This window comes from Variovorax atrisoli, assembly GCF_014195185.1.
Taxonomy (GTDB): domain Bacteria; phylum Pseudomonadota; class Gammaproteobacteria; order Burkholderiales; family Burkholderiaceae_C; genus Variovorax; species Variovorax atrisoli.
In genome coordinates, this window is record NZ_JACIBG010000013.1 from 94,853 (window position 1) to 118,352 (window position 23,500).

Here is a 23,500-nt window from a genome sequence, read left to right on the forward strand (position 1 = left end):
TCTTGAGCTTCACCTTGCCTTCCATCATCGCCATCGTGGCGTCGTACCTGATCGGCTCGCTTTCCTTCGCGGTCATCGTGAGCAAGGCGCTCGGCATGGCCGATCCGCGCAGCTACGGCAGCAAGAACCCCGGCGCCACCAACGTGCTGCGTTCGGGCAACAAGGGCGCGGCGCTCGCCACGCTGCTGCTCGATGCGCTCAAGGGCTGGGTGCCGGTGTTCCTGATCCACCAGTTCGGCGCTCAGTGGGGCTTGGGCGAGGGCGTTGCCGCGGTGGCCGGCGTGGCCGCGTTCCTCGGACACCTGTACCCGGTGTTCTTCGGCTTCCAGGGCGGCAAGGGCGTGGCCACGGCGGCCGGCGTGCTGGTGGGCATCGCGCCGTGGCTGGGGCTGGCCACGGGTGCCACCTGGCTCATCATCGCGATCTTCTTCCGCTACTCGTCGCTGTCGTCGCTGGTGGCCGCCTTCTTCGCGCCGGCCTACTACCTGATCGGCGGCGGCATCGCCTGGCCGCTGGACCGCACGGCACTGGTCGCGATCATCGTCATGAGCCTGCTGCTGATCTGGCGGCACCGCGAGAACATCCGCCGGCTCGCCGCCGGCACGGAGTCGAAGCTCGGCTCCAAGAAGAAATCAACCTGAACCGTAGAAAGAACACGCTCCATGGCTTCCATCACCCGCTACCACGTCGGCCCGCGTCTTTCGGAGACGGCCGTGCACAACGGCACCGTCTACCTCGCTGGCCAGGTGCCCGACGACACCACGCAGGACATCCGCGGCCAGACCACGCAGGTGCTCGGCATGGTCGACCGCCTGCTGGCCGAGGCCGGCAGCGACAAGTCGCGCATCCTCATGACGCAGATCTTCCTGGCCGACATCAACGACATCACCGCCATGAACGAGGTGTGGGACGCCTGGATCCCGGCCGGCAACACGCCGCCGCGCGCCACCGTGCAGGCCAAGATGGCCAACACGGCCTACAAGATCGAGATCGTGGTGACGGCCGCCCAGGCCTGATCCGACACGGTTCTTTTCGCGAGGGCCGCCGCGCACGGCCGCCCGAAGCGGCCGGCCCGCCCCCGGTAGGGGGTTGGCGAAGCGCACGCAGTGCGCGCAGCCTGGGGGCGAGCAATCAATATCGCTTCTCCAGGACCATCTGGTCCGCGTCGCGGCGCATCGAGAAGCGGTTGATGAAGCTGTTGCCCAGCAGCACGTAGGGCATGCCCTGAGGCGAGACGATGGCGTCGATGTCGTATACCTCCACGTCGCCCACGCGCACCGACTGCAGGCGCAGCTTGTAGCCGGTAGCCGTGCCGTTGGCGGTGTTCATCAGCACGCGCTGGCCCTTGCTGTAGTCCAGTCCGATGCGCTGGGCGTCGTCGGCTGACAGCGCGATGGCCGTGGCGCCCGTGTCGAGCATGAAGGTGACCGGCCGGCCGTTGATGGCGCCCTGGGTCATGAAGTGCCCGCGGCTGTCGGCCGACAGCACCACGCGGCTTCCGCCGCCGCCCGAGCCCCCACTGCCGCCGATGCTCACCGGCGTGTCCATGCGCAGGTTGACGCGCTTGCCCTCCATCTCGACCACGGCCTGCTCTGCCTGCAGCGAGATCAGCTTCACGCCCTGGTAGCTCTCGCCGACCGCCACCGTCTTGGGCGGATTGCCGTTCACGATCAGGATCGCCCGGCTGCCGATGCTGCCGGTCAGGGTGACCGAGCCAGCTGCGTGCGCCACGGCGGCGGCAGCGAAGAGCTGCGCTGCGACGAGAAGATGTTTCATACGAGGCTTGCTGCTCCAAGTGCCAGATATCGGTCGTGCGACCCGAATAGACCAGGAATACCGTGGAACCGGCTCCGCCGGGCCGCCGGTATTGCCCCCGGCGAGGGGGGTGGCGGCCACACGAAGTGGGCAAGCCTGGGGGAGGACCGCTATCAGTCCCTGAAGTTGTTGAAGGTGAGGGGCATGTCCGGCACGTCCTTCTTGATCAGCGCCATGGCCGCCTGCAGGTCGTCGCGCTTGGCGCCCGTGACGCGCACCGCGTCGCCCTGGATCGCCGCCTGGACCTTGAGCTTGCTGTCCTTGATGACGCGCGTGATCTTCTTAGCCTGCTCGCTCTCGATGCCGTTCTTGATCTTGATGACCTGCTTGACCTTGTCGCCGCCCATCTTCTGGACGTCGCCCTTGTCGAGGAAGCGCACGTCGACGTTGCGCTTGGTGAGCTTGTTGCGAAGGATGTCCTCGACCTGGACGAGCTGGAACTCGGCGTCTCCGATCATCGTGATTTCCTTGTCCTTGAGCTCGACGGCCGCGGCCGTGCCTTTGAAATCGAAGCGCGTGGCGATTTCCTTGGCGGTGTTCTCGACTGCGTTCTTCACCTCGGGAAGGTTGGGTTCGCAGACGGTATCGAAGGACGGCATGGACTCTCTCCTGAATTCTTCACGGGTGCAGATGCGACAATTCTCCCATGATCGTGGAGTCCAACGTCCCGCTGCAGCCCTACAACAGCTTCGGCATCGTCGCGCGCGCACAGCATCTCGCGCGCATTGCAGGCGAGGCCGATCTGGCCGCGCTGCGCGACGATCCGGCATGGCGCGACGCGCCCCGTTTCGTGCTCGGCGGCGGCAGCAACATCGTGCTGACGGGCGACGTGAAATCGCTGGTGCTGAAGGTCGAGATCAAGGGCCTGCGCCTGCTCGACGAAACCCCGCGCGCCTGGATCGTGGAGGCTGGCGCCGGCGAAACCTGGCACGACGCCGTCGAATGGATGGTGCGCAACGGCTATCCGGGGCTCGAGAACCTGGCGCTGATCCCGGGCACGGTGGGCGGCTCGCCGGTGCAGAACATCGGCGCCTATGGCGTCGAGCTGCAAGACCGCTTCGACTCGCTCGACGCCTTCGACTGGGAAACTGGCCGCAGCTTCAGCCTCGACGCGGCCCAGTGCGCCTTCGGCTACCGCGATTCGGTCTTCAAGCATGCGCGCAGCAGCCCGAACGACTTCGGCCTGGCGGGCAGGGCGGTGATCACCCGGGTGCGCTTTCGCCTGCCCAAGCCGTGGAAACCAGTGGTCGGCTACCTCGATCTCGAGCGGAAGATGGAGGAAAGCGGCAACTTCACGCCGAGCGCGCAGGACATCTTCGACTGGATCTGTGCCATCCGCCGCGCCAAGCTGCCCGACTGGCGCGTGCTGGGCAATGCCGGCAGCTTCTTCAAGAATCCGACGGTCACGCCCGAGCAGTGCGCCGACATCATCGCGCGCGACCCGAAGATCGTTCACTACCCGATGGACGACGGCAGCATCAAGCTGGCTGCGGGCTGGCTCATCGACGCCTGCGGATGGAAAGGCAAGTCGGTGGGCAATGCCGGCGTCTACGAGCGGCAGGCTCTGGTGCTGGTCAATCGCGGCGGCCGCGAGAACCCTGTGACCGGCGGCGAGGTGATGACGCTCGCCAAGGCCATCCAGACCAGCGTGTACGAGCGTTTCGGCATCCGGCTGGAGCCGGAACCGGTGGTGGTCTGACGGATCGTCGGGCGACATGGATCTCGACTTCCTGCACCTGAATTTCCGCCGCCGCATCGGCGCCCTCGTCTGGGCTCGCCGAGCCGTGCCCGTGGTCGCACTGCTGGCGCTCTTCCTCGGAACGCGTCGCTGGGGCTCGATGGTGGCGGTGATCGTCTTCGCGCTGCTGTTCGCGGCGGTCCTCAAGTTCCTCGAGACCAGCCTGCGGCGGCAGTTCATCCGCGAGGCGCGGCTGCCGCCTTTCCTGGTCGGCAAGCTGTGCCAGGCGCATCCGCAGCTCAGCCGGCGAGACGCCGAACTGGTGCTGCGCGGCCTGCGCCAGTTCTTCATGGCGCACCTGCGCAGCGATCGCAAGTTCGTGGCAATGCCCTCGAAGGTGGTCGACACGGCCTGGCACGAGTTCATCCTGCACACGCAGGGCTACCAGAACTGGTGCAAGGCGGCCTTCGGCGGCATGCTGCATCACAGCCCGGCGGAGGTGCTGGGCCGCGACCCCAAGCGCAACGACGGCCTGCGCCGCACCTGGTACTGGGCCTGCAAGGAAGAGAGCATCGACCCGCGCAAGCCGGCGCGGCTGCCGCTCTTGTTCGCGCTGGACATCAAGTTCGCCATCGAAGGCGGTTTCCACTACGTGCCCGACTGCCGCGCGGTCGAGCGGCACATCGGCTCGGACGCCCACTGCGGCACCAGTTTCGGCGATTCGTCTTCTGACGGCGGCAGCTCGGGCGACGCCGGCGGCTTCGGCGGCAGCGAGTCGAGCAGCAGCAGCGATGGCGGCTCCAGCGACGGCGGTTCGTCCGATGGCGGAAGCGGATGCGGCGGTGGGGGTTGCGGAGGCGGCTGCGGCGGAGGCGGCGGAGACTGATCTTCTCCTCGCTTCACCCATGAAAAACGGGCCCCGAGGGGCCCGTTGTCATTGGAGCGTTCCGTTGCCGGTCAGCTCGCGTCGCCGTCGTTCGCCAGCTTCGGCAGCGATGCGCCTTCGCTGGACGACAGCAGGCCGGTGCGGGTGTAGATGCCCAGCTTCTCGCGCGTGTCGGCGATATCGAGGTTGCGCATCGTCAGCTGGCCGATGCGGTCCAGCGGCGTGAACGCGCCTTCGACCTTCTCCATGCTCAGGCGCTCGGGCTTGTACGTGAGGTTGGCCGACTCGGTGTTCATGATCGAGTAGTCGTTGCCTCGGCGCAGCTCGACCGTCACTTCGCCGGTGATGGCGCGCGCCACCCAGCGCTGGGCCGTCTCGCGCAGCATGATGGCCTGCGGGTCGAACCAGCGGCCCTGGTAGAGCAGGCGTCCGAGCTTGCGGCCGTTCTCGCGGTACTGCTCGATGGTGTCCTCGTTGTGGATGCCGGTGACCAGGCGCTCGTAGGCGATGAACAGCAGAGCCAGGCCGGGAGCCTCGTAGATGCCGCGGCTCTTGGCCTCGATGATGCGGTTCTCGATCTGGTCGCTCATGCCCAGGCCGTGGCGGCCGCCGATGCGGTTGGCTTCCAGGATCAGCTCGACCAGGTTCGAGTAGCGCACGCCGTTCAGCGCGACCGGCACGCCTTCCTCGAAGCGCACCGACACGGTCTCGCGCTTGACCTCGACCTCGTCCTTCCAGAAGGCAACGCCCATGATCGGCTGCACGATGGTGATGCCGCTGTTCAGGTGCTCCAGGTCCTTGGCCTCGTGCGTGGCGCCGAGCATGTTGGAGTCGGTGGAGTAGGCCTTCTCGGCCGACATCTTGTAGGCGAAGCCGGCCTTCTGCATGAATGCCGACATCTCGGCGCGGCCGCCCAACTCGTCGATGAAGACCTGGTCGAGCCAGGGCTTGTAGATCTTGAGGGCGGGGTTGGTCAGCAGGCCGTAGCGGTAGAAGCGCTCGATGTCGTTGCCCTTGTAGGTGCTGCCGTCACCCCAGATGTGGACGTCGTCTTCCTTCATGGCCGACACGAGCATGGTGCCGGTGACGGCGCGGCCCAGCGGCGTGGTGTTGAAGTAGGTGACGCCCGCGGTGGTGACGTGGAAGGCGCCGGCCTGCAGGGCGGCGATGCCTTCGTTGGCCAGCTGGGCGCGGCAGTCGATCAGGCGGGCGTTCTCGGCGCCGTAGAGCATCGCCTTGCGGGGGATCTCGTCGTAGTCGGGCTCGTCGGGCTGGCCGAGGTTGGCGGTGTAGGCGTAGGGAATCGCGCCCTTGTTGCGCATCCAGTGGAGCGCCGCGCTGGTGTCCAGGCCGCCGGAGAAGGCGATGCCGACCTTCTGGCCGGCGGGAACGTTTTGGAGGATGGTCGACATGATGGGAGGTCCGTTGGTGTTGGCGCGGTTCAGTGGTTCATGACATTCGTGGCGCGGCTGTGTGCCGTGGATACCGTGGAACCGGCTTCACCGGGCCACTGGCATCGCCCCCTGCAACGGGGTTGGAGAAGCGACACGAAGTGCGCGAAGCCTGGAGGTTTACCCAAAATGACAGATGTAGCTGTAGGGCTCGCCCGTCACGCGGATCTTGAAGCTCGAGTTGCCGGGCACGTTGAACTTCTGGCCGGGGCCCGAGGCGATCCAGTCGTCGGAGCCTGCGAGCTGGTATTCGCAGCTGCCGGCGGTGCCTTCCATGATCTCGGGGGCGCCGGTGTTGAAGGTGAGGGTGGACGGCAGGATCACGCCGACCGATTTCTTGGTGCCGTCCGCGAGGGTGAGGCTGTGGCTCACGCACTTGCCGTCGAAATACACATTGGCCTTGGTGGCCACTGCGGCGCTGTTCAGAGTGTCGGTAGTCGTCGTCATTGGGTGGCGCCTGGGCCTTGGCGGCCGGCGAATCGAGGACGCACCGCACCAGCGGCGCACCCGTCAAGGGTTGGAAAAGTCCTCGATTTTAGGGGCTCGGGCGCCGCACGCCGCCGGCCGGCGGATCAGCGGTGCCAGCCGCGGTAGCCGCCCCAGCCCCGATAGCCGTGGTAGTAGCCGCCCCAGCCGCGCGAATAGCCGAGGTTCAGCGAGATGCCCACGGGCGGGTAGGCGTAGGGATACGCATAGGGGTAGGTATAGGCAGGCGCCACGTAGACGGGGGCGGGCGCTGCGTACACCGGCGCCGGCTGGTAGACCGGCGCAGGGGCGCTGGAGACGACGACGCCGGGCTCGGGCACCACGTTGTCCCAGGGCGAACCGCCGGACTGCGGGGCGTAGCCGCCGCCGTTGGCCTCGACCGGATAGGGCTGCAGCTGCGGCTGCGGCGCCACCGGGGAGGTCGTGGCGCCCGTCACCCCGGTCACTCCGTAAGCGCTGGCCTGGATCGGGATGGTCGCGCCGGGCCGCGTGTTCATGCGGGTGGTGTACTGGCGGCCGTTGTATTCGTAGGTGACGTTGTAGTTGACGTCGCTGCCGGTCGTCTCGCGGATCGGGGTGGCGGAGATCACCCGGGCCTGGACCACCTGGTTCTGCTGTGCATGAACGAGGCCGGTGCCGGCGGCCAGCAAGCCGGCGACCGAAAGGCCTGCGAGAGTGCGGAAACTGCGATTTTTCATGGTGTGTCTCTCCTGCTGATCGAGATTCGACGCCCCGTGACAGACCGGGTTCCGCGATTTACACGGCGTTGACAGCCCAGGCTTCGGCGTCGAAGCCGGTCGTAACAGGTTTTTTCGGCCCCCAGTCGACCACCGGACGCTTGATCAGGCTGGGGTTGGCCAGGAGCACCGCACGGGCCGATGCGGCATCGACCACGCCCTCGCGGGTCGCGTCGTCGAGCTTGCGCCAGGTGCTGCCCTTGCGGTTGACCAGCGCCTCCCAGCCGGGCTTCTTCAGCCAGTGGTCGAGCTCGGACTCGGGCACACCCTGTTTCTTGAAATCGTGGAAGGTGTATTCCACGCCGTGTTCGTCGAGCCAGGCGCGGGCGCGCTTGACGGTGTCGCAATTCGGAATGCCGTAGAGGGTTGTCATGGCCGCGATGATGCCCCGGCCGACGGGTCGGCGACAATGCCCGCCTCCATGGAAACCCTGAACGACTGGCTCGAGCGCGCCGAGCGGCTCCATCCCAAGAACATCGAGCTCGGACTCGAACGCGCCAAAGAGATGGCGCAGCGCATCGGCCTGCGCTTCGGCTGCCCCGTGATCACGGTGGCCGGCACCAACGGCAAGGGCTCGACCTGCGCCATGCTCGAATCGATCCTGATGCATGCGGGCTATCGCACCGCTGTGTTCACCTCGCCGCACCTGGTGCACTTCGAGGAGCGCCTGCGGCTGCGGGGCGAAGCTGTTGATGCTTCCAAACTGATAGCAAGCTTCGAAGTGGTCGAAAAGGCGCGCGGCGACATGGCGTTGACCTACTTCGAATTCACCACTCTCGGCATCCTGCACTGCATGACCGAGGAAAAGCCCGACGTGGCGATCCTCGAGGTGGGCCTGGGCGGCCGGCTCGACGCGGTCAACATCGTCGACACCGACTGCGCGGTCATCACCAGCATCGACCTCGACCACATGGAATACCTGGGGCCCGACCGCGAGAGCATCGGCTTCGAGAAGGCGGGCATCATGCGCCCGGGCAAGCCCGCCATCGTGAGCGACCCGGTGCCGCCACAGAGCGTGGTGGACCATGCCAACGCGATCGGCGCCGACCTCTGGCGCTTCGGAACCGACTTCAACTTCTCGGGCGACAAGCAGCAGTGGGGCTGGTCGGGCCGCGGGCGGCGCTACAGCGGGCTGGCCTATCCGGCACTGCGCGGGGCCAACCAGCTCATCAACGCGGCCGGCGTGCTGGCGGCGCTCGAGGCGCTGCGGCCGCAACTGCCGATCACCGCGCAGGCCGTTCGCAACGGCCTCGCGATGGTCGAGCTGCCGGGGCGCTTCCAGATCGTGCCGGGCGAGCCGGCGCTGGTGCTCGACGTGGCGCACAACGCGCATGCCGTGGCGGCGCTGGCCGAGAACCTTGACGCGATGGGTTTCTACCCCACAACGCACGGTGTGTTCGGCGTGATGGCGGACAAGGATCTGGCTCCCATCCTGGCGCGCATCGGCCCGCTGATCGACCGCTGGTATTTCACCGACCTGCCCACGCCGCGCGCCGCCAAGGCGGCCGACCTGCTGGCAGCCTGGCAGGCGCAGAACACACGCACCGACGCCTCGGCCAGCGTGCACGCAGGCCCGATGGAGGCGCTGCGCGCGGCCATCGGCCAGGCAGGGCCCGCTGATAGAATCGTGGTCTTCGGATCGTTCTTCACCGTGGGTGGCGTGCTCGAAAACGGCACCCCCCGGCTGCAAGCCAAACACCTGTCGCCGGGCGGCTGATCGTCGGGCCTTACGCATCGTCTGGCACCGTCTGGCACCTTCTGGCATCACCTCGCTGCACTCCTCCAGGGATCGAACTTCATGGCGTTTTTCAAGTTCCGCACGCGCGGCCCGCAAGGCAACGAAGGACGCAGCGCCCCGGCCGCAGTCCCCGCGGAAAGTGTCGAAACCATGCGTCGGCGTGCGCGCCACCGGCTGCTCGGCGCGGCGGTGCTGGTGCTGCTCGGCGTGATCGGCTTCCCGCTGCTGTTCGATACCCAGCCGCGGCCCGTGTCGGTCGACATCCCCATCGAGATTCCCGACCGCAACAAGGTCAAGCCGCTGCCCGTTCCCGCGACGCCCGCGCCTGCCACGAGCAGCAGCACCACGCCCGCGGCGCCTGACAACGGCACTTCGCGCGTGGCATCCGCCTCGTCTTCCAGCGGCATGATCACGGAAGCCGCCGACGGCACCGAGATCGACCCCGGCAAGCCGGTCGCCAGCGCAACGCCGGCTCCGGCGCCCGAGCGCAAGCCGGACCCGAAGCCCGAGCCGAAACCGGAGCCGAAGCCCGAACCCAAGCCTGAGCACAAGCCGGAACCGAAACCGGAAGCCAAGCCGAAGCCTGAACCCAAGCCCGAAGCCAAGCCGAAGCCCGCCGCCGTCGACGATGGCGCCCGCGCCCGCGCGCTGCTGGAGGGCAAGCCCGTCACCGCGGCGGCCGCCAAGCCCGCCGCCGCCGACGAGGCCGGCCGCTTCGTGGTGCAGGTCGGCGCATTCGCCGATGCGGACAAGGCGCGCGAAGTGCGCCAGAAGCTCGAAAGGGCCGGCCTCAAGACCTACGTGCATGTGGCCAAGACGGCCGACGGCGAGCGCACGCGTGTGCGTGTCGGTCCCTTCAGCTCGCGTGCCGAGGCCGACCGTGCGGCCGAGAAGGTCAAGGGCTTGTCTTTGTCGGCCGCGATCCTCACGTTGTAAGAGTCGTCGCCAGCCGTTGCCGTGGCCTTGCTCGACTGGATCGCCGTCGCGCTCATCGGGGTGTCGATGCTTTTCGGCCTCGTGCGCGGGCTGGTGTTCGAAGTGATTTCGCTGATCGGATGGGTGGCCGCCTTCATTGCAGCCCAGTGGCTGGCGTCGGGCGTGGCGGCATGGCTGCCGTTCGGCGACCCGCAGGGGGCGTGGCGCTACCCGCTGGCCTTCGTGCTGGTGTTCGTGGCGGTGGTGTTCGGCGTGGGGCTGGTGGCAGCGCTCACGCGCAAGTTGATCACGGTCGTGGGTTTGCGGCCGGTGGACCGGATTCTGGGCGCGGCGTTCGGCGCGGCGCGGGGCGTAGTCGCCCTGCTCGTGTTCGCCGTCGTTGTCCATTTGCTGGTGTTGAGCGACAGTGCCTGGTGGCACGAATCGCGCAGCGCCATTGTTCTCGATGCGGCATTGCAGGGCCTCAAGCCCTCCCTGCCTGAAAAGTTGGCCAGCTACCTGCCCTAAGGGGAATCGTTCATGTGTGGAATCGTCGGCGTTGTCAGCAACGCACCCGTCAATCAGCTGCTCTATGACGCGCTGCTGCTCCTGCAGCACCGCGGCCAGGATGCCGCAGGCATCGTCACGCTGCAGGAACGCAAGTTCTTCATGCACAAGGCCAAGGGCATGGTCCGCGACGTGTTCCGCACGCGCAACATGCGCGCGCTACCCGGCAGCGTGGGCCTGGGCCAGGTGCGCTACCCGACCGCCGGCAATGCCTACAGCGAGGAAGAGGCGCAGCCCTTCTACGTGAACGCGCCCTTCGGCATCGTGCTGGTGCACAACGGCAACCTGACCAACGCCCACGCGCTGCGCTCGGAGCTGTTCTCCACCGACCACCGCCACACCAATACCGAGAGCGACTCCGAGGTGCTGCTCAACGTGCTGGCGCACGAACTCGAGCGCGCCTCGCGCGGCGTGCCGCTGCATCCGGCCGAGGTGTTCGCTGCCGTGAAGAGCATGCACAAGCGCCTGCGCGGCTCGTATGCCGTGGTGTCGCTGATCGCCGGCCACGGCCTGCTGGCCTTCCGCGATCCGTACGGCATCCGCCCGCTGTGCATGGGCCGCAGCGCTGACGGTACCGTGATGGTGGCGAGCGAATCGGTCGCGCTGGAAGGCTCGGGCCATACCTTCGAGCGCAACATCAACCCGGGCGAGGCTGTGTTCATCGACCTCGAGGGCAATGTGCATTCGATGCAGTGCGCCGAGTCGCCGACGCTCAACCCCTGCATCTTCGAATTCGTCTACCTGGCCCGTCCGGACTCCGTGCTCGACGGAATCTCGGTCTACCAGGCACGCCTGAACTTGGGCGAGACGCTGGCCAAGCGCGTGGTGTCCACCGTGCCGCCGAACCAGATCGACGTGATCATCCCGATCCCCGAGTCGAGCCGCCCGAGCGCCACGCAGCTGGCTCATCTGCTGGGCGTGCCGTACCGCGAGGGCTTCGTGAAGAACCGCTACGTCGGCCGCACCTTCATCATGCCGGGGCAGGGCGTGCGCAAGAAGTCGGTGCGCCAGAAGCTCAACGTGATCGCCAGCGAGTTCAAGGGCCGCAACGTGCTGCTCGTCGACGACTCCATCGTGCGCGGCACCACCAGCCGTGAAATCGTGCAGATGGCACGCGACGCCGGCGCTCGCAAGGTCTACCTGGCCAGCGCGGCGCCGCCGGTGCGCTATCCCAACGTCTACGGCATCGACATGCCGACCAAGGACGAGCTGGTGGCGCACGACCGCACGGTCGAAGAAGTGCGCGAGCTCATCGGCTGCGACGCGCTGATCTACCAGGACGTCGACGCCATGAAGCGTGCCATCGGCTCGCTCAACACCAAGCTCGACGGCTTCGATGCATCGTGCTTCGACGGCGTGTACGTGACCGGCGACATCGACACCGAGGCCATCACACGGATGAACGGCAACCGCCCGCGCATCGAAGAGACCGAAGAGGATTCTTCGCGCCTCGCGCTTCCCAATCACAGCGAGTGAGGGCAGCCGAAGTGACCGACGACGATAGAACACTGCCGCCCGGGCTGCATCCCGATACGCTCGCTCTGCGCACCGGCCTAGCACCGAGCCAGTACGGCGAGCATTCCGATGCGCTCTTCCTGACCAGCGGTTTCGTGCAGCCCGACGCCGAGACTTCGATGCGCCGTTTCGCGGGCACCGAGCCGGGCTACACCTACTCGCGCACCTCGAACCCGACGGTGACCAGCTTCGAGCAGCGCATCGCCGCGCTCGAAGGCACCGAGGCGGCCATCGGCGCATCCACCGGCATGGGCGCGATCCTCATGATGTGCATGGGCCTGCTGAAGGCCGGTGACCATGTCGTGTGCTCGCGCTCCGTGTTCGGCTCCACGCTGAACCTGTTCGGCAAGGAGTTCGCCAAGTTCGGCGTCGAAACCACCTTCGTCTCGCAGACCGACGTTGCCGAATGGCGCGCGGCTGTGAAGCCCAACACCAAGCTGTTGTTCGCCGAGACGCCGACCAATCCGCTCACCGAAGTCTGCGACATCCGCGCGCTGGCCGACGTGGCGCATGCCGCGGGCGCGCTGCTCGCGGTCGACAACTGCTTCTGCACGCCGATCCTGCAGCGTCCGGCGGCGCTGGGGGCCGACCTCGTCATCCATTCGGGCACCAAGCATCTCGACGGCCAGGGCCGCGTGATGGCGGGCGCGATCTGCGGTCCTTCCAAACTCATCGTCGACGTGTTTGGCCCCATCGTGCGCACCGCCGGCATGGCGCTGGCGCCGTTCAATGCGTGGGTCGTGCTCAAGGGCATCGAGACGCTGGGCATCCGCATGAAGGCGCATTGCGCCAATGCGATGGAGATCGCGCAGTGGCTCGAGAAGCAGCCGGGCGTCTCGCGTGTGTACTACCCCGGGCTCGCGTCGCATGCGCAGCATGAGCTGGCCATGCAACAGCAGTCGGGGCAGGGCGGCGCGGTGGTGTCGTTCGACGTGGTCGGCGACTCGCCCGAGACGGCGCGTGCGAATGCCTTCCATGTGATGGACAGCACGCGCGTGGTGAGCCGTGCCACCAACCTGGGCGACGTGAAGACCATCATCACGCACCCCGGCACCACCTCGCATGGCCGGCTGACCGAAGCGCAGCGCCAGGCCGCTGGCATCGGCCAGGGGCTGATCCGCCTCGCGGTTGGCCTGGAGCACATCGAAGACATCAAGGCCGACATCGCACGCGGCCTGAGCACACTGAATCCACGATAACGAAATGACCGGCAAAGTACGCACCCGCATCGCACCATCCCCCACGGGTTTTCTTCATCTGGGCACGGCTCGCACGGCCCTCTACTCGTGGGCTTATGCGCGCCACTACGGCGGCGAGTTCGTGCTGCGCATCGAGGACACCGACGTGGCCCGCTCCACGCAGGATTCCACCGACCAGATCCTTGCGTCGATGCACTGGCTGGGCCTCGAATACGACGAAGGTCCGATCTATCAAATGCAGCGCCTTGAGCGCTACCGTGAGGTGATCGCGCAGATGCTTGCGGCAGGCACTGCCTACTACTGCTACTGCACGCCCGCGGAGCTCGAGGAGATGCGCGAGGCGCAGCGCGCACGTGGCGAGAAGACGCTGTACGACCGCCGCTGGCGACCCGAGCCGGGCAAGGTGCTGCCGCCCGTGCCCGAAGGCGTGCCGCCCGTGGTGCGCTTCTGCAACCCGCCCGAAGGCGACGTGACTTGGAACGACCTCGTGAAGGGCGAGATCACCATCAAAAACCGCGAGATCGACGACCTCATCATCCTGCGGCCCGACGGTGTGCCGACCTACAACTTCGCGGTGGTGGTCGACGATTGGGACATGAACATCACGCACGTGTTCCGCGGCGATGAGCACATCAACAACACGCCGTGGCAGATCAACATCTTCCGCGCGCTGGGCGCGCCGCTGCCCGAGTTCGGCCACGTGCCGGTGATCCTCGGCGACGACGGACAGAAACTCTCGAAGCGCCGTGGCGCGGTGAGCGTCACTGCCTACGAGGACAACGGCTACCTGCCCGAGGCGATGCTCAACTATCTCGCGCGCCTCGGCTGGAGCCACGGTGACGACGAGCTCTTCACGCGCGAGCAGATGGTGAGCTGGTTCGACGGTTCGCACCTGTCGAAGAGCCCCGCGCAGTGGGATGCGGCCAAGCTCGCATGGGTCAACGCGCAGTACATCAAGGCGAAGACCGGCGATGAACTCGCACCGCTCGTTGCGGCGCAGCTGAAGAAGCGTGGCATCGTTGCGGACGAGCGCCTGCCGGCGATCTGCGCGCTCTTCAAGGATCGCTGCGACACCACCGTCGCGCTGGCCGACTGGGCCGCGGCGTTCTATGCGGACATCACCGTGAGCGACGCCGACCGCGCACAGCACATCACCGATGCAGTGAAGCCCGCGATCGCAACACTCGCAGAAAAAATGATGACGGTCGCATGGGATAAGGCCTCGATCGCAGTTATGATCAAGGAAGTCCTCGCGACACACGCATTGAAAATGCCAGTGTTAGCGATGCCAGTACGAGTGCTTGTGATGGGAACACCGCAAACACCGTCCTTGGATTCAGTCCTCGAAATTTTTTCTCGCGAAAAAGTTATCGAACGATTGAAAAAGGCCTGAAATTCAGCCTATAATCTGAGGCTCGACACCCACACGGGGGTATAGCTCAGCTGGGAGAGCGCTTGCATGGCATGCAAGAGGTCAGCGGTTCGATCCCGCTTACCTCCACCAGAGTGTCGAGATGGTTTGAGATGCTGATCGCAGCACGTCCAAGGTTTTGACCCTATCGTCTAGAGGCCTAGGACACCACCCTTTCACGGTGGCTACCGGGGTTCGAATCCCCGTAGGGTCGCCAGTTTCACTTCGGTGAAGCCGGCACGAGTCGTCAACACTCGGTTCCGCAAGGAGCGAACGTTGTCTACCAGGAGTGGTAGTTCAGTTGGTTAGAATACCGGCCTGTCACGCCGGGGGTCGCGGGTTCGAGTCCCGTCCACTCCGCCAGTCAGAAGCCCCTGCAGTCGAAAGCTGCAGGGGCTTTTCACTTTCTGGCTTTCTCTTCCTTTCTCTCTTCATTCAACTGAATCGCGTGTGTTCTGCTGCATCACCGCGAGACATGTCACGGTTCGGTTCCGTGACGTCGAGGGAGTAATCCGCAGGGAGGATCAGCCTGTCAAGCAGAGCTATGAGCTGGCTTCAGTGCGATCCGAAGATGCACACCTTTGCATCGGCCAACGACGCTGATGCCGTTGGAGAGCAGCGTGGTACATAGGTGCTCGATGCATAGTTTCGCAGCGACCATAGCCTTGCCGCCGATGATCTTGTGCAAGAGCGGCAATAGGTTCCGCAGACGCGACACCATCAAATTTCCTCGGCGAATCTGGGTGCGATACCAAGCTTTGCTCATCGTGACGATTTCGCTTCTCATCGGAGATGGAGGGACATTCGACATGCATCGCGCATGCAGATTCCCCCGCTACGTGTGCCCGCACGCAGGAACAACCCCCTCACGGGTGCCGAATGAGGCGAATCAACGACAGCTGGAAGCGACCGCGTTACATCTGGCCTCTCGCAGTCGAATAAACTCCCGCCCGCTTGCAGCGTGATTCGTGCTGCGCCGCCATAGGCAACATGGCGAAATCAAACTTATTAGGAACTCAGTTGAACCGCATCGAACTCGTCGAAAAAATCGCCGTCGCCCACAACCTCAGCAAGGCAGAAGCCGCGCGCGTCCTCGAGACCATCACCAGCTCGATCGTCGCTGCCGTGAAGAAGGACGACTCCGTCCAGATCGTCGGCTTCGGCACTTTCAAGCAAGTGGCGCGCGCCGCACGCTCGGGCTTCAACCCCAGCGCCGGCACCAAGATCAAGATCGCCGCACAGAAGGTGCCGAAGTTCGTGCCGGGCGCTGCCTTCAAGGCCGCCGTGGACCCCAAGGCTGCCAAGCGCAAGGCCGACAGCAAGGCTGCGACCGCCAAGCCCGCAGCAAAGAAGGCTGCCGCACCCGCCAAGAAGGCTGCGGCTGCCAAGAAGAAGTAAGAGCAGTGATGCTGGCATCCAGGCCGCGAGCCCGGGATGCTTCATGAAGAACGGCCCCTCGGGGCCGTTTTTCTTTGGTGGTTGGCGTGAGCACCACCTCGACTATTCGGTGGGCTCTAGATCATCCAGTCAGTCCGGCTGGATCACGCCTTCGCTCAGGTAGCGCTGGTATTCGGCGATCGGTATCGCGGTGGTCTGCATGCTGCCGGCATCGCCCCAGCTCAGAACGGCGCTGTCGGGTGCCAGCTGGATCTCGATAGGACCCTGGGGAATGAGGATCAGGGGGCCGTCGCCGGCCCGGTATTCGACATTTCCTGTGACTTTCGCATTGGCTGCCATGTTCGTTCCTCGGAGTGGTGGGGAATGCGGGGGACGGGGCCCAAGCGTATAGGAATCCGATCTCGCGCGGTTGCGCCGTCCCTCGCTTATCCGTGTAGGCCGAATGGCTGTCTGCCGCGGCCGCCGCCGTCACACCTTGGTCACGCGTGGTGTGGCACGCTCCCGTCCCGAATGACGAAGCGCATCTGGATCACCTGGTTGTCTGTGGCTTGCCTCGCCATTCTGGCTATCGGCGCCGCTTGGCGCCTTGCAGACGACGGCGAAGAGCACCGCCATGTGGCCGGCTCAACCCCGTCGCTCGAGATCCGCTGGCATGGCGGCGGCATCGTGTTGCAGGGGGCGGTGCGTGATGCGGCCACTCAGCAGGCGCTCGCCGCGAGCGCAGCCGCGCGCCTGGGCGGCGAGAGGGAACAGGTGATCGACTGGCTCGACATCACGCCGGCTGCACTGCCGGTCTCCGACGCCGGGGCTCTCGCCCGGCTCGTGCTCCTCGGACAGGAAGGCTGGCACCTGCAGCGCTGGCCGACGGAAGGGCGGCTCGCCGTGCAGTCGCCCGCCGACGAGCGCAGCCTGCAGGCGAAGGCACTCCTGCAAGCCGCATTCGGCCCTGGCGTCGCGATTCGCGTCGTCGGATTGCCCTGACTCGGCTGTCGATCTCCTCGCGGCGCGGCGGGGCCTTCACGGCCTCGTCATGTGCGGTGGCCAGCATCCGCTGCGTTCCCAAACAAGGAGAGAGAGGTTCCCATGCATGCATCGTTGAAGCACTTCGCCCTTGCCGGCGTGGTGGTCGCCACCCTGACCGCGTGCGGCGGCAGCGACAACTCGAACAATTTCGTTCCCTTCGTGCCGCCCCCCACGGCGAGCAGTCCGCCCGCACCGGCGCCGGCTCCGGCACCCGCCGTTCCGGGTGCCATCGACGTCAAGCTCATCGCCTTCAACGACCTGCACGGCAACCTCGAGCCGCCGAAGCTGTCGATCAACGCGCCTGCCAAGGCTGGCGGCACGGTCGCGGTGCCTGCCGGCGGCGCGGCCTACATGGCCTCCGCCATCGCCTCGCTGAAGGCGAAGAATCCGAACAACGCCGTGGTGTCGGCCGGCGACATGATCGGCGCCTCGCCGCTGGTCTCTGCGCTCTTCCTGGACGAATCGACCATCGAGGCCGTCAACGCGATGAAGATCGACTTCAACGCGGTCGGCAACCACGAGTTCGACAAGGGCCAGACCGAGCTGCTGCGCATGAAGAACGGCGGCTGCGCGAAGAACACCGCGCTCGAGCCCTGCCGCGTGAACAAGAGCTTCCCGGGGGCCAACTTCGGCTTCCTCGCGGCCAACACGGTGAAGAGCGACGGCAACACGCTGTTTCCCGCCACCGGCATGAAGAGTTTCACGAAGGACGGCGCCACAGTGAAGGTGGCCTTCATCGGCATGACGCTGAAGGGCACGCCGAACATCGTGACGCCCGCCGGCGTCGCCGGCCTGAGCTTCAAGGACGAGGCCGATACCGCCAATGCGCTGATCCCGCAGCTGAAGTCGCAGGGTGCCGACGCCATCGTCGTCGTCATCCACGAAGGCGGCACGACCACCGTGGGCTACAACGACAAGAGCTGCGCCGGCCTGAGCGGCGACATCCTGCCGATCCTGAACAAGCTCGATCCGGCCGTCGACGTGGTGATCTCGGGTCATACGCACCGCTCCTATATCTGCGACTACGCCAAGACCAACCCCGCCAGGCCCTTCCTGCTGACCAGCGCCGGCCAGTACGGCACGCTGCTGACCGACATCAACCTCACCATCGACACCAAGACCCGGAAGGTGACGGCCAAGAGCGCCGACAACGTGATCGTGCAGGGCGAGGCCTATACCAGCGGCTCGACGACCGTCGCGCTGACCGACCAGTACCCCGTCTTTGGCAAGAACCAGGAAGTGGCTGCGCTCATCAGCCAGTACATCTCCATCGCCGGACCGCTGGTGCAGCGCGTGGTGGGTTCGCTCGCCGCCACTGCCACGCGCACGCAGACCACGTCGAAGGAAAGCGTGCTGGGCAATCTGATCGCCGATGCGCAGCTTGCCGCCACCAAGCCCGCCGGCAAGGGCGAAGCGCAGATCGCCTTCATGAATCCGGGCGGCGTGCGCGCCGATCTGGCGCCTGTGGGCGACGGCAGCGTGACCTACGGTCAGATCTTCGCCGTGCAGCCCTTCGGCAACAGCCTGGTGGTGAAGACCATGACGGGTGCGCAGATCAAGGCGGTGCTGGAGCAGCAGTTCAACAGCGGCGCGAACACCGTGAGCTCGCCCCGGGTGCTACTGCCCTCCAAGGGCTTCAGCTACACCTACAACCTGTCTCAGCCCGCCGGATCGCGCATCAGCAACATGTCGCTCAACGGCACCGCGATGACCGACGGCGCCACCTACCGCGTGACCATGAACAGTTTCCTCGCCACCGGCGGCGACAACTTCACCGTCTTCAACCAGGGCACCGATGCGCTCGGCGGTGACCAGGACGTGGACGCCCTGGAGGCCTATATCAAGGCGAACAGCCCGCTGACCCCGCCGGCGACGGATCGCATCACGGTCGCGCCTTGAGGGGCGGGCGGTAGCTGACGGTAGCTGAGCAAGAGGCCGGCAGTGATCAGCCGGCCCGCCCTTCGGCTGCCAGCCCTTGCCACGCCGTCCCCACATGCCTCCTCGGGCGTCGTGCGAGCCATCTGCAGCTGAGCATCGCCTGCAGCAACGGCAGCGCAGCGAAGGGAAGGGCGACCCCCAGCGGGAACCCGAAGCGCGGCTCCAGCGCATGGAATAGCAGCACGGCGGCCAGTATCTGCACGAGCGAGTTCACCGGCGCCATTCGGCCCATGGGGGCGAGCTTGACCAGTATGTGTCGCCACTGCGATCGCTGGAACAGCAGGACGAAAGCTGCCAGGCAGCAGATGAACACAGACGCTGCCAGCGGCATGAGCTGCTTCAGCAGCGTCATGGCGGCGGCTCCGACAAGCGCTGCGTTGAACAGGCGAATCCACAGGTGCCGGTACGCGACGGACTCCATCAGCATGCGTCGAGCCAGCAGGCGGAAGGATGCCGGTCTTCTTTCGGTCCGATCCTTGCGCGTCGCGAGACTCATGCCGAAGAGCAATGAAAGCAGCGCCGCCAATGACGCGACGACTTCGAGCGCCGAGCTGCCGAGCAGGCTGAATGCCGGCGCGATGAGCAGCGCGAAGCCACGCAGCGCGTCCGTCAGTTCAGTTCTGCGGATGCTGCCGCCGTGCGATCGGCGCGGCAGTCTTGCTGCGGGTTCGAATGTCATGGGAGTGCGCGATGTGGATTCGTGTGCCAGATCGCGGATGGCCGTGTACGGCCGTCCGCACCAGAGCCGCGATGCTACGAACCAGCATTGCACGAACATTGCGCCGCGCCTGGACGTCCCTCAGGCGTACCCGTTTCGCCTAGGCCGTGATCTCGCGTAGGCCAACGCCTCCAACTCGATTTGCGCGGTTTTGGCGGTCTTAGCATGGACGAATCTGCTCTCGGGCAGAGACTCATCGCCGATTCAAGTTCTATCCAAAGGAAGGGTTCCGTCATGAAAAAAACCATGAATCTCCGCACGCTGGCGTTCTCGTCCGTGGTGGTGGCATGCAGCCTGGCATTCGTCGGGTGCACCACCACGCGGCCTCAGGATCAGGCCAGCAGCGCGTCTTCACGCGCTTCCATCGACGCGCAGGTCGATGCTTCGCTGTCCAAGCTGTACGACTCGGTGAAAGGCTCGCGTGAGCTGGTCTCCAAGTCCAGCGGCGTGCTGGTGTTCCCCGCCGTGGTGGGCGCCAGCATGGGCGTGGGCGCCGAGTACGGCCGGGGCGCGCTGCGCGTGAACGGACGCACGCAGTCCTACTACAGCACCACCGCCGGATCGGTGGGATTCCAGGCGGGCGCACAGTCCAAGGCCGTGATCTACCTGTTCAACACCCAGGCCGCACTCGACAAGTTCCGCAACAGCAAGGGCTGGACGGCCGGCGCCGATGCCACCGTGGCTCTCGCGACCATCGGTGCGAACGGCAGCATCGACACCAACACACTGCGCCAGCCCGTGGTGGGCTTCGTCATGACCAACGTGGGCCTGGAGGCCGGCGTGTCGCTGTCGGGCGCGAAGATCTCCGAGATCCAGCCGTAGCAGTAACGGCGGCTTTTCTTCATCCGGCCAGCCGGCTGCGGGCTCAGTGACCTAGCTGGGCCTGCAGTTCGGCCACCTGCCTGCGCAGCGATTCGTTCTCGGCCGTGAGTTCGGCCACGCGCTGCTGCAGCGCCTGCACCGTATCGAGTTCCGCGTCGCCGTCTGAAGCTGCTGCTTCGGCGGATTCAGTACGCGGCTTCTTCTTCGATTCCCGTACCCGCTTCGCCGCCTGCTTGAGTTCGTCCTTGCCGGCGTTCGCGGCCGACACCTGCTCCTCGGCAGGCAGGGTGGCCACCGCCGCTGCGGTGTTGATCGAGATCACGCCCGACTTCACCGCAGCCACCAGTTCCGGCGCTGCCTGCTTCTGGATCTTCTCGATCATCCCGACCTGGCTGCTGCTCAGGCGGGCGGCCCGGGCGATGGCCTCGCGGCTGTTGAGAGGGGCGGGCGGCGGTATCTGGACCATGCCAGCGGCTGATTCAGTCGTTCCGTCGGCAGGCGTATCGACATCGAAGGGGGGATCGTCCGAGGCCTCCGCAGCGGACTCCGACACCGTCGCAAGGCGACCGCGCTGGCGGTCGACGATGTCCTTCTTTCTCAGCGCAAGCACGCCTCGCAGGAAGTCGGAGATGCTGCGCCGGCCCAGGTGCTGGTCGATCATCCAGAGATGCACGTCCTCGATGGACTTGAAGCGCGTGTTCTGCACCGTATTGAACGGAAGCCCGTGCTTCTGGCAGATGCCGTAGCGGTTGTGGCCGTCCACCAGCACGTCACCCCACAGCACCAGCGCATCGCGGCAGCCCTCGGTGAGGATGCTGCGTTCCAGCGCCTCGTACTCCTCCGGTGTCATGGGGTCGATGTAGGCTTTGAGTTCTTCGTTGACGACGATGTTCATGAGGGGGCTGGAAACGGAGCGGGGGCAAAGGGGCGCGATTTTAGAGGCGCCCGCCGTCGCCTTCGACGCGCCGTAGAGGTGTCTCTGTTTGGTGCGTCCAAACGTCTATAAGAGCAAGGACACATTTGCAAATTTGCGCTGTGATCCTTTCATAAATATTAATGATTCTTATTTAAGTTTTCGAGACGGGTGCCCCCAAAGGGCGGACTGCAACCACGCCAAGGCGCCCGGCGTGAGCCGTTTCGAGATTCGATGCCTGGCCCAATCTGGAGTTGTTCAAAAAATGCTGTCACTCTCGTCCGAGTCTTCTCTGGGGGATGTTTTTGTCGCCAACCGGGCCCAACTGCTCCACGTGGCGCGCAGGATCGTTCGTACCGCGGACCTTGCCGACGACGTCGTGCAGGACGCCTATCTCCGGATCGCCGACGGCGCCTGTGACCGCAAGGTCGACAAGCCCATGGGCTACTGCTGTCAGGTGGTGCGCAATCTGGCGCTCGACCACTGCCGCCGCCAGTCGCTCGAAGCTACCTACCGCACCTTCGATGTGGACGTGGAGACGCTGGACGTCCCGGGTCCGCCGTCGCCCGACTGCGTGATGCGGGACAGGCAGGCGGTCGGCCTGATCGAGCAGGCGCTGTCGGCCTTGTCCCCGAGGACGCGCGTGGCCTTCCAGCTCTATCGGCTCGAAGGGCTCACGCAGCGCGACATCGCGGTGCAGATGGGTTGCGCGCTCGGGCTCGTGAACCGACTGATTGCCGAGGCGGACGAAGCCATCTGCGCGATGCGCCACCTGATCAAGGATTGAGTTGCGCGAGCGAGCTCCGGTGCCGGTTGGTGTAAGGTAAAGCCGTACACGCATGGCACAAGAGCAAGACGACCTCATCTGGCGCACCGCATGGAACTGGGTGCGGCGCGAGCATGATCGCGAAAATTTCGGCGAGGGCTCGCGTGTCGAACTGGTGGCATGGCTGCTCGCCGACCCCGCCCACCGCAAGGCCTACGACAAGGCCGCCCGGCTCTGGCTGCTCGCAGGCCTCGTGCCGCCCACCATCGACGTCGATGCGTGGAAGAAGAGCCAGGGCCCAGCCATCTCCGAAGACCCGGAAACCGGCCGCGACGCCTGATCGCCGTCGGCCGGCCTCTCGGCCGCCATCCCCCGCAGTCCCGGGGTGAACAGATTCGGTCCCGAATCGTCATGTTGATCAGAAGCGCAGCAATCGACCGCCTGCCGGCCCGCTTGCCCGCGAGCTTCCTCCATCAACCGCACAAGGACCACCCATGTCTACCAGCTGCTTCGATCGCGAAGACGAAACCTTCATCGTTCTGGTCAACGAGGAAGACCAATATTCCATCTGGCCCCACTGGAAGGCCGTGCCCAGCGGCTGGAAGGCCGTCGATGGCGTGAAGGGCGACAAGAAGGCCGCGCTCGAGTTCGTCGAGAAGAACTGGACCGACATGCGTCCGAGGTCGCTGCGCGACTGGATGGCCGCGCAGGATCGCGCGCCTTCCGCGGAAGCCGCCGCAAGCTGATGGCCGGGTCGGCGAGGGTTTCGCTGCTGTGCCTGCCCTGTGCGGGAGCCAGCGCAACGATGTATCTGCGCTGGCGACCACTGCTGCCGCGCTGGATCGGGGTCGTGCCTGTCGAATTGCCGGGTCGGGGCATGCGCATGGGCGAACGCTTCGTCGAGGCCTACGACGCATTGGTCGAGCGGATCTGCACGGAGCAGGCGGTCGCGATGCAGGGCGGCTTCGCGATCTTCGGGCACAGCATGGGCGCCTTGCTGGCCTACGGTGTCGTGCAGCGACTGCGCTCGCTCGGTCGGCCGTTGCCGGTGGCGCTTTTCGCGTCGGGCAGCTCGGCGCCGTCGCAGCGCGATCCGGATCGTCTTCCTGACACGCATGACGACGATGCGCTGATCGCCGATCTGCGCAGGCAGGGCGGCACGCCCGAAGAGGTCTTCGCCAGCGCCGAGCTGATGCGCATCACCCTCGACACGCTGGGTGCGGACTACCGCGTCTGCCGGAGCTTCGAATACGTGTCGGCGGACACGCCTCTGCCCATGCCCCTGCATGTCTTGGCCGGCCGGCAGGACGACATCGACGCCGCGCGCGTCGAGGCCTGGTCGGCGCATGCGGGTGGTGCGTTCTCGCTCGACTGGTTCGATGGCGGCCACTTCTTCATCCGCCAGCACGAGGCTGCAGTCCTGGCTGCACTGGTGCGCCGCCTGGGGCTGTCCATGGCGGGAGGGCTGCATGCATCTCATGCGGTTGCGTGACGCATTGCCAGCAGGCATCGAGGCCCTTCGCC

28 protein-coding genes and 3 tRNA genes are annotated in these 23,500 nt (G+C 65.9%); 21 read left to right on the forward strand and 10 right to left on the reverse strand.

Annotated features, from left to right (window positions below; translation table 11 throughout):
- Positions 1-2 precede the first annotated feature (2 nt).
- Together plsY and FHY06_RS32365 are read left to right on the forward strand one after the other, a co-directional pair.
- Positions 3-641: a glycerol-3-phosphate 1-O-acyltransferase PlsY gene (gene plsY, locus FHY06_RS32360; protein ID WP_019658259.1), complete on the forward strand. Its 639-nt coding sequence runs from the start codon at positions 3-5 to the stop codon at positions 639-641.
- A gap of 21 nt (positions 642-662) precedes the next feature.
- Complete coding sequence (locus tag FHY06_RS32365; RefSeq protein ID WP_019658260.1) at positions 663-1,016, forward strand: RidA family protein; 354 nt, start codon at positions 663-665, stop codon at positions 1,014-1,016.
- 115 nt (positions 1,017-1,131) lie between these two features.
- Here FHY06_RS32365 and FHY06_RS32370 read toward each other — a convergent pair whose 3' ends face one another.
- Positions 1,132-1,776 (reverse strand): retropepsin-like aspartic protease family protein, encoded by a 645-nt coding sequence (locus tag FHY06_RS32370; RefSeq protein WP_184607455.1) that lies wholly within the window; start codon positions 1,774-1,776, stop codon positions 1,132-1,134.
- Positions 1,777-1,928: 152 nt separating this feature from the next.
- Positions 1,929-2,414, reverse strand: coding sequence for a YajQ family cyclic di-GMP-binding protein (locus tag FHY06_RS32375; protein WP_019658262.1), 486 nt, complete (start codon positions 2,412-2,414; stop codon positions 1,929-1,931).
- A 47-nt stretch (positions 2,415-2,461) separates the two neighbouring features.
- On the opposite strand from FHY06_RS32375, the gene murB reads away from it, so the two are divergent.
- Positions 2,462-3,514, forward strand: coding sequence for a UDP-N-acetylmuramate dehydrogenase (murB, locus tag FHY06_RS32380; protein WP_145762104.1), 1,053 nt, complete (start codon positions 2,462-2,464; stop codon positions 3,512-3,514).
- A 16-nt stretch (positions 3,515-3,530) separates the two neighbouring features.
- A complete protein-coding gene (locus tag FHY06_RS32385) occupies positions 3,531-4,379 on the forward strand; it encodes a glycine-rich domain-containing protein (protein ID WP_126183408.1) in 849 nt (282 codons plus the stop codon).
- A 71-nt stretch (positions 4,380-4,450) separates the two neighbouring features.
- Here FHY06_RS32385 and argG read toward each other — a convergent pair whose 3' ends face one another.
- From argG to FHY06_RS32405, 4 genes are all read right to left on the reverse strand, one after another.
- On the reverse strand, positions 4,451-5,791 hold the full coding sequence (argG, locus tag FHY06_RS32390) for an argininosuccinate synthase (protein WP_019658265.1): 1,341 nt from the start codon (positions 5,789-5,791) through the stop codon (positions 4,451-4,453).
- A 159-nt stretch (positions 5,792-5,950) separates the two neighbouring features.
- Positions 5,951-6,277, reverse strand: a complete 327-nt coding sequence (gene ppnP, locus FHY06_RS32395) for a pyrimidine/purine nucleoside phosphorylase (RefSeq protein ID WP_019658266.1) — start codon at positions 6,275-6,277, stop codon at positions 5,951-5,953.
- Between the two features lie 125 nt (positions 6,278-6,402).
- Entirely contained in the window at positions 6,403-7,014 is a 612-nt protein-coding gene (locus tag FHY06_RS32400) for a glycine zipper 2TM domain-containing protein (protein WP_126183410.1), read from the reverse strand.
- A gap of 58 nt (positions 7,015-7,072) precedes the next feature.
- Complete coding sequence (locus tag FHY06_RS32405; RefSeq protein WP_184607456.1) at positions 7,073-7,426, reverse strand: ArsC family reductase; 354 nt, start codon at positions 7,424-7,426, stop codon at positions 7,073-7,075.
- 36 nt (positions 7,427-7,462) lie between these two features.
- On the opposite strand from FHY06_RS32405, the gene folC reads away from it, so the two are divergent.
- The 9 genes from folC (at position 7,463) to FHY06_RS32450 (ending at position 14,761) form a co-directional block, all read left to right on the forward strand.
- The gene (folC, locus tag FHY06_RS32410) at positions 7,463-8,770 is read left to right on the forward strand and encodes a bifunctional tetrahydrofolate synthase/dihydrofolate synthase (RefSeq protein ID WP_019658269.1); all 1,308 of its coding nucleotides are present in this window, start codon (positions 7,463-7,465) and stop codon (positions 8,768-8,770) included.
- Between the two features lie 81 nt (positions 8,771-8,851).
- Positions 8,852-9,727 (forward strand): SPOR domain-containing protein, encoded by an 876-nt coding sequence (locus FHY06_RS32415; protein WP_019658270.1) that lies wholly within the window; start codon positions 8,852-8,854, stop codon positions 9,725-9,727.
- A 21-nt stretch (positions 9,728-9,748) separates the two neighbouring features.
- Positions 9,749-10,234, forward strand: a complete 486-nt coding sequence (locus FHY06_RS32420; RefSeq protein ID WP_019658271.1) for a CvpA family protein — start codon at positions 9,749-9,751, stop codon at positions 10,232-10,234.
- Between the two features lie 12 nt (positions 10,235-10,246).
- Positions 10,247-11,749: an amidophosphoribosyltransferase gene (gene purF / locus FHY06_RS32425; protein ID WP_019658272.1), complete on the forward strand. Its 1,503-nt coding sequence runs from the start codon at positions 10,247-10,249 to the stop codon at positions 11,747-11,749.
- An 11-nt stretch (positions 11,750-11,760) separates the two neighbouring features.
- A complete protein-coding gene (locus FHY06_RS32430) occupies positions 11,761-12,987 on the forward strand; it encodes an O-succinylhomoserine sulfhydrylase (RefSeq protein ID WP_132802803.1) in 1,227 nt (408 codons plus the stop codon).
- A 4-nt stretch (positions 12,988-12,991) separates the two neighbouring features.
- Complete coding sequence (gene gltX / locus FHY06_RS32435; protein ID WP_184607457.1) at positions 12,992-14,380, forward strand: glutamate--tRNA ligase; 1,389 nt, start codon at positions 12,992-12,994, stop codon at positions 14,378-14,380.
- Between the two features lie 35 nt (positions 14,381-14,415).
- Positions 14,416-14,491: transfer RNA gene (locus FHY06_RS32440), tRNA-Ala, on the forward strand.
- A gap of 48 nt (positions 14,492-14,539) precedes the next feature.
- Positions 14,540-14,615 (forward strand) — tRNA-Glu (locus tag FHY06_RS32445).
- Positions 14,616-14,684: 69 nt separating this feature from the next.
- Positions 14,685-14,761, forward strand: a tRNA-Asp gene (locus FHY06_RS32450).
- Between the two features lie 169 nt (positions 14,762-14,930).
- On the opposite strand, the gene FHY06_RS32455 is transcribed toward FHY06_RS32450, so the two are convergent.
- On the reverse strand, positions 14,931-15,164 hold the full coding sequence (locus tag FHY06_RS32455; RefSeq protein ID WP_221404474.1) for a hypothetical protein: 234 nt from the start codon (positions 15,162-15,164) through the stop codon (positions 14,931-14,933).
- 254 nt (positions 15,165-15,418) lie between these two features.
- Between FHY06_RS32455 and FHY06_RS32460 the strand changes: the two genes are divergently transcribed.
- Positions 15,419-15,796: an HU family DNA-binding protein gene (locus FHY06_RS32460; protein WP_132756378.1), complete on the forward strand. Its 378-nt coding sequence runs from the start codon at positions 15,419-15,421 to the stop codon at positions 15,794-15,796.
- A 129-nt stretch (positions 15,797-15,925) separates the two neighbouring features.
- Here the strand turns inward: FHY06_RS32460 and FHY06_RS32465 are convergent, their stop codons facing one another.
- The gene (locus tag FHY06_RS32465; RefSeq protein WP_019658276.1) at positions 15,926-16,135 is read right to left on the reverse strand and encodes a hypothetical protein; all 210 of its coding nucleotides are present in this window, start codon (positions 16,133-16,135) and stop codon (positions 15,926-15,928) included.
- Positions 16,136-16,306: 171 nt separating this feature from the next.
- Between FHY06_RS32465 and FHY06_RS32470 the strand changes: the two genes are divergently transcribed.
- Positions 16,307-16,777, forward strand: a complete 471-nt coding sequence (locus tag FHY06_RS32470) for a hypothetical protein (protein WP_184607459.1) — start codon at positions 16,307-16,309, stop codon at positions 16,775-16,777.
- 102 nt (positions 16,778-16,879) lie between these two features.
- Positions 16,880-18,718 (forward strand): bifunctional metallophosphatase/5'-nucleotidase, encoded by a 1,839-nt coding sequence (locus FHY06_RS32475; protein ID WP_184607460.1) that lies wholly within the window; start codon positions 16,880-16,882, stop codon positions 18,716-18,718.
- A gap of 46 nt (positions 18,719-18,764) precedes the next feature.
- Here FHY06_RS32475 and FHY06_RS32480 read toward each other — a convergent pair whose 3' ends face one another.
- Positions 18,765-19,436, reverse strand: coding sequence for a DUF418 domain-containing protein (locus FHY06_RS32480; RefSeq protein WP_184607461.1), 672 nt, complete (start codon positions 19,434-19,436; stop codon positions 18,765-18,767).
- Between the two features lie 285 nt (positions 19,437-19,721).
- Between FHY06_RS32480 and FHY06_RS32485 the strand changes: the two genes are divergently transcribed.
- Positions 19,722-20,297 (forward strand): BPSL1445 family SYLF domain-containing lipoprotein, encoded by a 576-nt coding sequence (locus tag FHY06_RS32485; protein ID WP_126183457.1) that lies wholly within the window; start codon positions 19,722-19,724, stop codon positions 20,295-20,297.
- A 43-nt stretch (positions 20,298-20,340) separates the two neighbouring features.
- On the opposite strand, the gene FHY06_RS32490 is transcribed toward FHY06_RS32485, so the two are convergent.
- A complete protein-coding gene (locus tag FHY06_RS32490; protein WP_184607462.1) occupies positions 20,341-21,192 on the reverse strand; it encodes a ParB N-terminal domain-containing protein in 852 nt (283 codons plus the stop codon).
- 283 nt (positions 21,193-21,475) lie between these two features.
- On the opposite strand from FHY06_RS32490, the gene FHY06_RS32495 reads away from it, so the two are divergent.
- From FHY06_RS32495 to FHY06_RS32510, 4 genes are all read left to right on the forward strand, one after another.
- Positions 21,476-21,997 carry a sigma-70 family RNA polymerase sigma factor gene (locus FHY06_RS32495; protein ID WP_184607468.1) on the forward strand — a complete coding sequence of 174 codons (522 nt, stop codon included), beginning with the start codon at positions 21,476-21,478 and terminating at the stop codon, positions 21,995-21,997.
- Between the two features lie 52 nt (positions 21,998-22,049).
- Complete coding sequence (locus FHY06_RS32500; protein ID WP_019658283.1) at positions 22,050-22,316, forward strand: DUF4880 domain-containing protein; 267 nt, start codon at positions 22,050-22,052, stop codon at positions 22,314-22,316.
- A gap of 154 nt (positions 22,317-22,470) precedes the next feature.
- Positions 22,471-22,722, forward strand: a complete 252-nt coding sequence (locus FHY06_RS32505; protein ID WP_019658284.1) for an MbtH family protein — start codon at positions 22,471-22,473, stop codon at positions 22,720-22,722.
- Positions 22,722-23,468, forward strand: coding sequence for a thioesterase II family protein (locus tag FHY06_RS32510; protein WP_184607463.1), 747 nt, complete (start codon positions 22,722-22,724; stop codon positions 23,466-23,468). Before FHY06_RS32505 ends, FHY06_RS32510 begins: the two co-directional genes overlap by 1 nt.
- The last annotated feature ends 32 nt before the right edge of the window (positions 23,469-23,500 follow it).